Annotated in this window: 5 protein-coding genes; 2 read left to right on the forward strand and 3 right to left on the reverse strand. The window is 64.1% G+C overall.

The genetic code is table 11. From position 1 onward, the window contains the following. A partial coding sequence (locus tag G3446_RS09895) for a transposase (protein WP_164451031.1) occupies positions 1–185 on the reverse strand: 185 nt, incomplete at its 3' end. A 183-nt stretch (positions 186–368) separates the two neighbouring features. Further along, the gene (locus G3446_RS09900) at positions 369–953 is read right to left on the reverse strand and encodes a hypothetical protein (protein WP_164452673.1); all 585 of its coding nucleotides are present in this window, start codon (positions 951–953) and stop codon (positions 369–371) included. Between the two features lie 374 nt (positions 954–1327). On the opposite strand from G3446_RS09900, the gene G3446_RS09905 reads away from it, so the two are divergent. Next, positions 1328–2863, forward strand: a complete 1536-nt coding sequence (locus tag G3446_RS09905; RefSeq protein ID WP_164452674.1) for a TMEM43 family protein — start codon at positions 1328–1330, stop codon at positions 2861–2863. A gap of 672 nt (positions 2864–3535) precedes the next feature. On the opposite strand, the gene G3446_RS28955 is transcribed toward G3446_RS09905, so the two are convergent. Continuing rightward, positions 3536–7231: a Calx-beta domain-containing protein gene (locus G3446_RS28955; protein ID WP_164452675.1), complete on the reverse strand. Its 3696-nt coding sequence runs from the start codon at positions 7229–7231 to the stop codon at positions 3536–3538. A 1421-nt stretch (positions 7232–8652) separates the two neighbouring features. Between G3446_RS28955 and G3446_RS09915 the strand changes: the two genes are divergently transcribed. After that, the gene (locus G3446_RS09915; RefSeq protein WP_164452676.1) at positions 8653–11718 is read left to right on the forward strand and encodes a putative glycoside hydrolase; all 3066 of its coding nucleotides are present in this window, start codon (positions 8653–8655) and stop codon (positions 11716–11718) included. Positions 11719–12186 lie beyond the last annotated feature (468 nt).

Here is a 12186-nt window from a genome sequence, read left to right on the forward strand (position 1 = left end):
CACTGCAGCAGCGCTCGCGTGCGCAGGCGCACCGGTTCGTGCTGATGACCGCAGTGCGGGCAGATGAACCCCTGTGGCCAGCGCCAGCGCTCAAGGGCCTGCTCGCACTGCTCCTCGGTTCCGTAGTCCGCCAGAAACTGCTGTAGACTCAAGCCCTTCTGAAACTGAATCTGATTCTGTGCCATGGCGTCTCTCCAACCGATTGCCCTACTTGAAGTTTAGGCCGGTGGGGGCTGAGTCGGCTGAGATTCGTGAATAATCAGGTGCCGTTATGTGAGACAGCTTATCAGAGCCTAGGGCAAATGCCCGGTAGGGCGATCTGCCAGCTCCCTGTGCTGCGCGATTGCGGAACCGCTCCGTGGAAGGCCCTACGGCTGCTGCGTCAGACGCTCGATCAGGAGCAGGATCTCGGCGGACATCTTGTAATCCAAGCCCTCGGTGTCGGCCAAGGCGGGGTCGCGGCTGCCTTGGCAGATGGTCAGCAGAGACTGGAGGAAGGAGCGCGCCACGTCGGGCAGGTCCTGGTGCGCGAGTCCCTCGCTCAGCAGCGCCTCGGCGGTGGCTGAGTCGTCGGCGAGCAGGAGCTCGCTAATTCTCAGAGCCAATTGGCCTGGAGGGGAGCGGTTCTCGCCGCCATCGCGCCGGTAGGCCAGATAGGCGGCCACGGCTTTGGCGCGGGCGTCAAGGGCGGCATCCGGATTGCCGGTGTCTCGTTCGATGTCGGAGAGAATATCCCAGGTCTTCCAAGGCTCGGCAGCATGACCGAATTCTGCCTTGCATTCGCTGCTCCGATGCACCTCCCGGCGCGCCTCGTCAAGACGGCCGAGCCGGCGCAGAATCGCGGCCAGGTTGCTTCTGGCAACGCCCTCCTTGGCTGAATATCCGATCTCCCGATAGCGATCTGCCGCCTGACTGGAGAAGCGCACCGCGGCGGTGGGCGAGATTGTCGCCAATCGCCTCGACCGTACGCGGCGCCGAAGACCTGGCCGCGCGCGTCGTCGTCCTTCAGCGTTCGCTGACCTTCGATCGGTCGGTGACTGCTGGGACAGCTGAGTCAGTCGGCTTGGCCCCGTCGGTGACCGCTCTAAGTCGATTCCCGACCTTCCTTAGCGAGTGCCAAGTGCCGCTCCGGAATCGGGCAGCTTCGGCGAATTCCGAGAATCTTCGGCAGAATTAAGGTTCCTGGAAGTCGCCCAAGTGTCCGATTGCGAAGAGGAGCCCACTGAAGGCCGGCGGCATCCTTCAGGGTAAACTCTCGTCGAAGCGCGAGCCGAGTGGGCAAGGCGTGCGGAATTGACCCGAGCTGCGGTGTGGATGGGGCGAGATCATGGCGAGGAAGAAGAACAGCAAGCTTGCGGCCCTGCTCTTTGGGCCGACACTGGTCATCGGTGGGGGCATGGCCCTGTGGCAGAACGAGGGCCGTTTCGATTACTACGCGGCAGCGCGGGATGCCCGCGTGATTGCGGCGCCTGCCGAGCTGGCTGGCGATCCCATCGCCTACACGGATAGGCTGCGCACCGACATCCCGATCGCGGGAGACTATGTGACCGAGCTGACCGGTTACCACGTGGTCTACCGCAGTGCCGAGATCTACTCCTGGGACGAGTCGACGGATTCCGACGGCAACACCACCTGGAGCCGCGGCTGGCACTCAGGGCTAGAGAGCAACTCGCGCAATTCCGGCCTCAGCCAACGCCTGTCCTCGACGACGCTCTATCCGGATCGCTATGAGCTCGGCACGCTGGAGATCGCGCCGCGCGACATCCATTTCGTCGACGAGCGGATCAGGATTCCGATCCGGCAGATGGCTCTGAGCCCCCGAGGCGTCTCGTTCGGGCTCCGCGCCTCGGCGGATTACTTCTACCTGGACAAGGGACGCGGCGACGGTCTCGGGGACGAGCGCGTCAGCTATCGTGCGATTCCCAACAGCTCGGACGCCTCTTACTTCGGCACCATCTCCGGTGGCCGGGGCGTGAGTCTCGAGCTCGAGAAGCGGGACGGCTTCATCGCCGACATCATCGCCGACGACGGGATTCTTCACCATCTGGTCAATGGCGACCGCGAGACGGCGCTGGCCAAGATCAAGGCGGATCTCGTCAAGAAGCGCTGGCTCGTGCGCGGCGGCGGGACGGTGGCGCTCATCCTGGGCTTCTTCATCTTCTTCAGTGTCTTTGCGAGCCTGCTCTACCGCATTCCTGTGATCGGCAGGGTGGTCGAATCAGGTGTCTTCCTGCTGAGCCTGGCACTTGGCGTCTCGCTCGCACTGCTGCTGATGGTCACAGGTCTGCTGTTTCACAACCCGCTCACGCTGGCCCTTCCGCTGGCGCTGCTCGTCGGCGGGGGCATCTGGCTCCTGCGCCGCTCGAGCCATGCGAGCCGCAATGCCAAGTCGGCCCTGGATCAGCGTCTTTCTGTCCAGCGCGCTCCCGAGTCCCGGTCACTGCCCCCGGGGGCGGCACCCAGGGTGCAGCCAACCGCCGCGTCCGGCCGGCCTCAGGAGGCGTTGATCCCGGAGGAGGGGCCGGTCGAGCGCACCTTCACCCATCTGGCGGCCCTGGCGATGGCGGATGGACAGCTGAGCAAGAAGGAGCTGAAGCTCCTCAGCAACTGGGCAGGCGCCAATCGCATCACCCCCACCCAGATGAAGACACTGGTTGCCGCCGCACAGCGAGATCCAGCCGCGGCCGGGGAGGCGACGCGCGACGACCTGGAGCTGCTTGCGCTGATGGCCCTGACGGACGGCTCCGTCTCGACCGCGGAATGGGCCTTCCTGAATCGAATCGCCGCCAAGCTCGGCTTGACGAAGCAGGATTTGCGCGGCCTGCTGAGTGATATCGAAACCGGCAAGCTTATGCCTGCTTGAGCGATCCGGCAGGCGTTGCTCCGACCGTCGATGGTGGTCGCGATTCCGCCTGTGAGCGCTTGTCTTGCCGCTGCCTGCACTGGCGAGTGCTAGGCGAAGTCGACCGCTCTTGGCAAGGCTGTCTGCTCGGGGCCGGTCTCCCGCTGGGCCGGAGTAACCGAGAACACCCAAGCAAAGCGCGGAAAGCGCCGTCGGAATTCGGACTAGCCTTCGGTCCTGACTCGGGCCGGCAGGCGGCCTCGCGGCGGCTCTGTTGCAAGAACGGCCTGGGGCCAGGACGGTACAGGGTCTGCTTCGTGTCTCGGCTCAATGTGCCGCATTTCCGCGCGCGCGGGATGACGGACGCCTTTGCGACCAAGATCGTCAACTGTCTCGTTGGCACCTTTCACCAAGCCCGGTAGTCGGCCCCGCCTTGTGTCGGGCGTGCTCGCGAGCCTGGCTGCCCTGCGGGTCGGATCTGGCCGCGCTGGGCATTGGCGTGCGGTCTGGGGCCGCTCTGGATCTGACTGGGAGCTCGAGCGTCTGGAGGGGTGGGATCTGAGCGCAATTCGATCTTGCGCGTCTGAGGAGTGATGAGTCCCTTCCAGGTGCGGCCGCCAGTCTTGGCAAGACTGGCGGCCGCTTTCATGATGCCGTCCGTGGTCCCTCGGCGTCCCTGCCGAGTCGAGGCCGCTAAGGCACAGCGCAGGCCCCGAAGCCGGGAACCCCTACCGGAGAGCCGACGTCGGTGCCATCCACCCCGCCGAACACCGAGACATCCGTCGGGCTGTCGAGGGTGAAGCAGGCGCTCGACCCTTGGCTCAGGGTGAAGTCGATGCCGTCCTCGTAGATGCCGCCGACGATCAGGCCGAAGTCGACTTGGCTCGCCGTGATGTCGAACGTGTCGTTGGCTTCGATCGAGACGCCATCGACCGAGACGAAGGGCGCGTCCGCGACCAGGCTGCCGACGTGGCCGACGTACTGCCCGTTGCCGCCGCCGGTGATGCGCAGGTGCCAGTCGTCCGTGCCGCAGTCTTTCCAGAGGAAGGCGCCGCGGTCGCTGGCTGGATCGAAGCTCGGCATGCCGCAGGTTGGATCAGTGGGGTCGCCACCGCCACCGTCGCAGGCACCGAAGCCAGGCATGCTGACCGGCAGCGTGACCGGGTCGGCGTCGACCCCACCGAAGACCGAGAGGCCGCTCGGACTGGTCAGGCTGAAGCACACGCTTGCCCCTTCGGCGAGGGTGAAGTCGATGCCGTCCTCGTAGATACCGCCCACGATCAGGCCGAAGTCGACCTGGCTGGCGCCGATATCGAGCGTGTCGTTACCCTCGATCGAGACGCCGCTGACATCCAGGAAGGGCGCGTCCGCAACCAGTTGGCCGATATGGTTGAGGTACTGGCCGCTGCTGCCACCCGTGATGCGCAGATGCCAATCGTCCGTGCCACAGTCTTTCCAGAGGTAGACGCCACGGTCGCTCGCCGGATCGAAGGTGGGCATGCCGCAGGTCGGATCCGTGGGATCCCCGCCACCGCCGCCGCAGTCCCCGAATCCGGGCATGCTCACCGGGAGGCTGACTGGATCCGCATCCACTCCTCCGAAGACAGCGAGTCCGCTCGGGCTGGTCAGGGTGAAGCAGACGGATGCGCCCTCGGCCAGGGTGAAGTCGATGCCGTCCTCGTAGACGCCGCCGACGATCAGGCCGAAGTCGATCTGGCTGCCCGCCACGTCGAGCGTGTCGTTGGCTTCCACCGAGAATCCATCGACGGAGACGAAGGGTGCGTCAGCGACGAGGGTCCCGAGATGATTGAGGTACTGGCCGCTGCCGCCGCCGGTGATGCGCAGGTGCCAGTCATTGGTGCCGCAGTCGTTCCACAGATAGACGCCTCGGTCGACCGCAGGGTCGAAGGTGGGCATGCCGCAGGTCGGATCGCCGCCACTGCCGTCGTCATCCTGGATGGTGGCAGTTCCGCTTGCCGGGCTGGCCTCGCTGCTGCTGGCCTGCAGGGTGAAGGTCTCGTTGGGCTCGGCCGTGCCGTCGTCGAGGATCGGCACACTGACCGTCAAGCTGCTGTCGCCCTCGCCAAAGCTCAGTTGACCGCTGGTGCTGGTGTAGTCGCTGCCCGCCTGCGCGCTGCCGTTGGCCGTCTGGTAGTCGACCAGCACCGTCTCGCCCGCGCCTGGCGCCGGACTCAGATTGACCGTGAAGAGCGCTTGCGTGTCGCTCCCCTCGGTGACGGTCGGGTCGTCGACGCTCAGGCTGTAGCTTGGGCCAGTCCCGCCAGTTCCTTCCACCAGCTCGACCACCTGATCGGCTGCGACGTTGGCGAAGGTCTCGACGATCCCGCTCGGCCAGTGGACCTCGAGATCCACGCTCTGGTTGGTGCCCAGGCCGATGTGGACGCGCTGATAGTCCTGAGCCTTCTTGTGCTTGCCGCCGTTTTGGTCACGCTTCTGGACCGTGCCGTCGGGTGTGGTGGCGTAGACGATGGCGCCGATGCCGTCGCGGTTGGAGACCGTGCCCTCCAGGTCGATCTGGATGCAGTGGTTGCCATCGCTGGTGGTGTTGCGGAAGAGCTGATGGATGCCTGCGTAGGAAGACGGCCTGAAGTGATGCCCGTTGGTGACATAGACGTCCATGCGGCAGTCTTCGTCATAGTCGGCGACCATGACAGAGTCGGCCCGCCCAAGCGGCATTTGACCCTCGGCGCCGCCGGCCGCGGGTAAGGCAACGAAGGTGCCGTTACCCTGATTCTCATAGACGATGTCGGGCAGATTGGACAGCTGTCCGGAGCAGGCGAAGAAGACGTCGAGGTCCATGTCGTTGTCGAAGTCCGCCGCGGCCGCAGCAGTGCAGGAGCGGTTGACGGCCTGTACATTGCCGCCGCTGAAGACAAGCTCGTGGTCTTCGCTCTGGAGGAAGAGCAGCGCGTTTCCGCCGGTGTCCTGACCGATCTTTGTACCGCCGACCGAGGTCAATCCGGAGATGCCGCTCTGGGCGGTGATGACCATCCCTACATTCCAGCGCTCGATGCCGGAGAAGCGCACCCGCCACTCGCCGTCGACATAACCGATGAATACGCCTGTTATCGGGTCGCCGTCGTTGTCCTCAGGCACGAAGATGGGCGCGAGCCCTTGCGCCTCGGTCGGCGAGAGCGTCACCACGACATGATTTGGATCGCCATGACCAAGCTCTTGAAAAGGCATGGTCGGTAGATTGGTGGCCAGGTCGGGATTGCTCCCGTCGGCGCCGATGAAGATATTCGGCGTTTCGGTCCACCAGTCGAATTCGAAGGTCACGTTGCCGGTCGCCGAGAAATTGAAGCCGCTGTTGGAGGGAACGCTCGTGTTGAACCAGCCGTGCAGCGTCTGACCGTCCACGACGCCGACCAGGTTCCGCACGTAGTCCGCGCCCGCGAAGGTTGGCGCCATGATGTCGGTGCGCAGGTCGTTGTTGAAATCGCCGATCGCCAGGTCCGCGGGGTAGCGGTTGAAGATCTCGTCCCCGACGACTGGCCGCAGATCGGCGAAGGGCAGCTGTGAGACATCCCAGATTGCGCTGATCTGGGAGTCGCTACAGATGACGTCCAGCACGCTGTCGCCAGAGAGCTCCGCCATCGCTCCGAACTCGCAGGCGGTGCCTGGGAAGGGGCCAGTGCCCTCGTCTGGCACGACACCGGTCGACTCGTCGAGCGTGAAGAAGGACTCGCCGCCGATCCGCTCCTGGCGGAAGATGGCGGTGGGGGTCCGATAGGCGGAATAGTTCTCCCGCGCCATGACCATGGCGTCCAGCCAGCCGTCTCGGTCGTAGTCGAAGAAGAGGGAGTCTCGGCCGCCGATCGGTGGCCTTTCTCGGCGCTCCCAGGTCAGGGGGTAGGCGAAGCCGAGCTCATCGCCACGGTACTCGAAGTTACCCAGCCCGTCGTTCTCCCAGAGGGGGAAGATGTAACCGGCTCCGGTCACTTCCAGCACGTCCTGGTCGCCGTCGTTGTCCCAGTCGGCGCTCGTCTGGCCGTGCGTATCGGCGAAGTAGCTGAACTCGCCGGGTCCCGTCTCGGCACGAGGAATATTGAAATCGGTTTGCGGGCTCGGGACTCCCTCCTCATTCTTGAGGACGTCGTCCGCTACTTCGGTGAAGCCGCTGCCGCTCAGGTTGTAGAAGATTCGCGTCGGCGTGTACTGATGCTTGTTCAGCCAGATGCCGGGGAATCCCGTGCCCGCGAAGTCGCCCCAGCCGGTCGAGAAGGTCTCGCCCGTGTCGGTGATTCCAGAGGATCCGGTGACATTGGAGAAGCTGATCTCAGCCGTGGCGGGGGTTGCCGCACCGGCTAGACCGATTGCTAGCAGACAGCCACCGCCGACTCTGCTCAGGAAACGTGATCGATCCACAATTCGCACCTCATAGTCCAGTTTCGACCCTAGATTCTTTTCAGGAGCTCTCTAGAAACAATCGCTTGGGGCGTGCTCCATGCAGCTTCCTTGAGCTCCGCCGGTACCCCGGCTGAGTCCATTCGGAAAGGGAGCCAGTTGGGAAGGGAGAAGGTCGCGCTCGAGAATTCCTGAGTGGTTGACAGCAATCATTTGCTACCGAGACTGCGGGAGTTGATCAGCAACTAGGGTGCCAAGGGGTGCGTCCGGGGCGTCGTGGTCTTCAGCTCGAGATGTCCGAGCGCCTGGCTCGCTCAACGAAACGTGAAGTGCGCCCCAGGGGGGAAGGCTGGCCGAGGCCTGTCGCCGGGCGAGCTAGGCTGGGCCTGTGTGGCGGGTATTCCTCAGCCTTCGAGCCTGTCGTCCGTCGTCCGACGCCCGTGTCGAGGGGGCTACCATCGAGCCGTCCTCATCCTGGCCATGGCTGGGGCGGGAATCCAAAGTGTTAGGCTCGGAATACAGCTTTACGAAAGCCGACCAGATCCCGTTGGTCCGCGTTGAGCCGGAATCCGAAGTCTCGGCCAGTGGCGCAACTGCTCTGGCATCCTGCGGTGCTCGGGCTTGGCAGCGATGCGTCTGCGGCCGTTGAGGCCGCCGCCGCAGATCTCTCCTTCCATGCTCGCGGAGCATCCCGTGCCGCTCGGTGCGAGCGACTCTTCAACCTAGATCCGGCAGTTGGCCGCTTCGTGCTTCACGCAAGGCCTTGATCACTTTCAAGATCGGGGTTTCCTGCTGGCTCACCCGCCGGGTGAAGCCCGTCCAACCGCCGGATCTAGGCTCAACAGCCAGGCTCGAGACCTCGGCTTCTCTCTTCGCCGCAGGGTCTGGCAATGAGCCCGCAACCTCCCTCTCGGGCTCGAATTACTCATAATGTGCTCTTCTGGCCGGCTCCGCGTGCAAGATGTCTATGCAGTTCATGCAAGCTTTTTGAGTTTTTTGAGCAATCTAAGAAGCCCTTTGAAACTAGTGGCTTAAATATGTGATTTCGCGCAATTGAGCTGCGGAGGGCGGTATCCGAGGGTGGGGGATTTTCCTAGACTGCGCCCGCAGTCGCTTGTGGCCAACTAAGGCTGCGTCTACGGTGCGTGTGATTGTGGCTCGAGGCACGTCGTTGGGCGTGTGAGGGGGCCAAGACTTGGGATGGCCTAACGTCGTTCTAAAGAGCAGGGCTAGCACATCCGTTGGCGTTCGTTGTGGGCGTTGCGGCGCTTTCTCAAGGGACTCTCTTGGGGTCGAGAAAGCACCGGGCGCACGGGGCAGGAAATCGCATTCCGGAGATTGCCCACCGCAGCGCGACTTATCCACGACTAAGGATGGCTTCAGGGGCCCGCCCTAGCGGCGGGCCGGACTTAAGAACGACGATGTCGTTGGAGACATCCCAAATGATTGATAGACGTACATCTCTCGCGCGGTCGCCGCGGGCATTGGCCGGCGCGACGTTGCGCTTACGCTCGATAGGTGGCTCCTTCCGCCTTCGCCACGGGCACAAGCTGCCTGGCGCCGGCGCGCTGCTGCTCTTGGCTTGGCTACCTGGAACCTGGGTGCAAGCCGCCCCTGAGGTTTGCGGCGCCCCTTCGCTCCAGGCCTCATCGGAATCCGCGGTCCTGCTGTGGCAGGATTGCGCGACAGGCGTTTGGACGGTCACCGCGACCGCCGGCGGCAGCCAAGTCCCCATCGCGCATTCCGGCGCCATCACCGGCAGTCAGGGCGTCACGACGGTGGTGCGCAGACTGTTGGAGGCCAACGACGTCGTCGACGTCAGCGGCTCCACGGACATCGACTTTCAGCTCAATGTCTTCGGAAGCTGGTACGACGCCTTCGACTTCAGCTACCCGGATGGTGCCGAGGCCTGTGTCGACCTCACTAGCACGGGCGCTCAACTGCTCGTCGGACCCGGGCGCACGCCCGTCACGACGCCTTTCAGCCTCTTGACCCTCGGGGCTTGCGGCGCCTCTGACTTTTCTTGCGGCGCGCCGAGCTATAACGCCTCGACCGATGCGGGGACCTTCCTCTGGCAGGACTGCGATAGCGGACAGTGGAGTCTGCGGATTGCGGGTGGAGGCCACCAAACCTACGCGACCAATTCTGGCGCAGTGGTTGCGGATCAGTCCTTTCTCTCCGTGTCGCCGGTATCCCTCGAGGCCAATGACGGGCTGGATACCTCCGATCCCAGTCGCATCGACTACGACCTGATCGTCGGCGGCGTCTATCAGGATGGCTTGAATTTCCGTCTGGCCGGGGGCTCGAGCGCCTGTCTCGATACCGGCAACGGTGACGCCAACGTCTTCGTCGGCCCAGGCCGGAGCGCTGTCGGCGCGCCCTTCGATCTGTTGACGCTCGGCGAGTGCGGGGGCGGCTCCAATCCGCCCGATGATCCTCCAACCGACCCGACGCCGACCGGCCAGTATCCCTATCTGACCGATGCGCAGAGCGGCGATCGCGTGACGACCTCGCTCCCGTCCGATATCGACGACGTCCCCTTTCCGCGACTGAGCACCGGCGACACCAAGGGCTATGGGACTGCTCAGCAGTTCTCGAAGTATGACGTCGTCCATCTGAAAGGCTTCTCGTTCGGCTATCTCGATGATGTTCAAGCGATCAACCCAGAGGTTAAAGGGTTCCGCTTCTTCTGCCCCCTGGAATACCAGGGCTGGCCCGAGAGCAACGCTTGCTACCAGGGCTCCGGCATGCCGTTCGGCGGAACAGGGCCTGCATCGCAGGGATGCAATATGTATGCCGGGCATTGGCTCTATGCCCCTGGGTCCCGCCTCCGAAGCTGGGTCAGTGCGGGCGCGACCACCTTGCAGGTCGACGATGCCAGTGGGTTCACGGCAGGCCGTTACGTGGTCATCTATGACGGCGGCCCGGGTGCGTTCAACAACGCGGAGCACGTCCGCGTGCAGTCGGTGAATCGCAGCAACAACACCCTGACGCTCGCGAGCCGCGGCTACAAATCGACTGCGGTTTCACACGCGGCGGGCTCGATCGTCGCCGAGCATGTCCTGGGTAACGGGGAGGCTCAGAACCCGCTGAATTGGGCCTACAACCTGAGCACGGCCTCGCCTCGGGATGCGAGCGGGCGAACGCTCGGCGAGGTCATGGCCGCGTGGCTTGCCGAGAACTATGACCTGGGGGAGCGCGGCAATGTCACTGGCGCCAGGATCGACGGCATCCTGTTCGACTCGGACTTCCATTTCCTCGAGCAGTCGGGCCACAACAAGCAGCCGGACGTGAACAACGACCTGGTGCTCGACAACGGCATCGCCGCGGACGGCACCAATCTTTGGGGCGAGGGGGTCGAGCGCTTCTATCGTCTGCTGCGTCAGCGCTTGCCGAACGTGATCATCACCGGGGGCGTGACCGAGGCGCGCGGCTACGACAGTCTCAACGGCACCCAGCTGGAAGGCTTTCCGAAGAGCGGCAATTTCAACAGCGCCGTCCCGGATTATCGGGATCTCGATGGAAAGTTGTCAGCCTACCTTGTCAATATGCACCATCGCGGCATGGGGCCGAGATACACCGAGCTCTCCAGCAAGATGCCAACGCTCGCCTATCCCAATCAGGCGGACGTCTGGCCGACCAGCAACGCGCCCTTCCGCTTCAGCTTCGGCTTGGCGCTGATGAACGATGGCTATTTCTCGCAGGAGAATTGGAACACCGACGACGCCTGGTACGACGAATATGCCGTCGACGTGGTGCCCGGCTCCTCGACCTTCGGGCAGGCGATCGCGTCGAATCCGAGCAACGAGTCCGCCATCAGGCGCCACAAAGGCTGGATGGGCTATCCCCTCGGGCCGAGCTATCGCGTCTATGACGAGGCCAGCTTCGCGCCTGAGCGCAATCTGCTCAGTGGCGGCAGCTTCGACTCGGCCCTCGGCGACTGGTCGGGGCGCAACGTCTCCGTCTACCGAGATACCTCGCCGGGCGATTTCCTCGACGGCTCGGGCGCCTTGCACATCAGCCGCCACAATAGCTTCACCGCGTCGAAGTCGGGCGCTCAGGTGGTGGGGCCATCCGTGCGTCTGACGGCGGGCAGGGAATACACGCTGGCCTTCGCCGCCAAGTCGAGCGAGCCGCGAACCCTCCAGGCCGCGGTTGGCTGGCAGACGGTACAGAAGATGGAGGTGCCCGATGCCTGGGTCCGCCGCGTGGTGACCTTCAGGGCGACGGGAACCGGGAGCTACGATATCCGGTTCGAGGTGGGGCGCGAGAATACCGAGGTCTGGATCGACTCGGTCTATGTCTTCGAGGGCAATGCGAACGTCTTTCGGCGTGATTTCGACAACGCCGTGGTCGTGGTCAATGCGACGCCCACCCGCCGGACGGTCGCGCTCGGCGAGACCTTGAGGCGCATACGTGGCACGGGGCAGGATTCCATCAACAACGGGGCGAGTCTGAATCAGGTGACGATCGACCCCTATGATGCGGCGATCCTCATCCGACCCTAGACCAGATCGGGGCAGGGACGCCCCGGGGCTCGCGATCCTCTGCCAATTGGGATGGTCCGCGGGCTTCGTCCATTCACTCCCTCCTCGGAAGCGCGCTGGATTCCTTGCATGCTCGTCGCCCCGAGCTATCCGGCCGCGTCGAGCACCCCGCACCCCAGCGGCTGCTCCGTGCGTCGATTCGATTCCGGCTCGGCGGTCCCTCGAGCTGGGTACGAGCCCCTGAGCTCGCTTGCTCTGGAGCCTAAGCATCCTTACCTCTGCAATGGTAGGGTCGTCTCGGCGCCACCTTTTCCGTCCGGCATGACGAAGCATGGCGCCTTTCCTGCGTTGTGGTCTCAGTCCTGCCTCCAGTGACCTGACTCCAACGGCATCGCTCGCGGTTTCGTGACAACCACAAGTCAATCTGCATCGATTTAGGTGCGGAATTTGCTCGCGCACCTTCGAGGGTTCTGTGCCGACTGCTTCCTC

Source organism: Thiorhodococcus minor (genome assembly GCF_010820565.1).
Lineage (GTDB): Bacteria > Pseudomonadota > Gammaproteobacteria > Chromatiales > Chromatiaceae > Thiorhodococcus > Thiorhodococcus minor.

Bases quoted from the DNA above. Each gene is read 5' to 3' on its own strand.
- G3446_RS09915 (WP_164452676.1), top strand. From the start codon at position 8,653: ATGATTGATAGACGTACATCTCTCGCGCGGTCGCCGCGGGCATTGGCC.
- G3446_RS09905 (WP_164452674.1), top strand. From the start codon at position 1,328: ATGGCGAGGAAGAAGAACAGCAAGCTTGCGGCCCTGCTCTTTGGGCCG.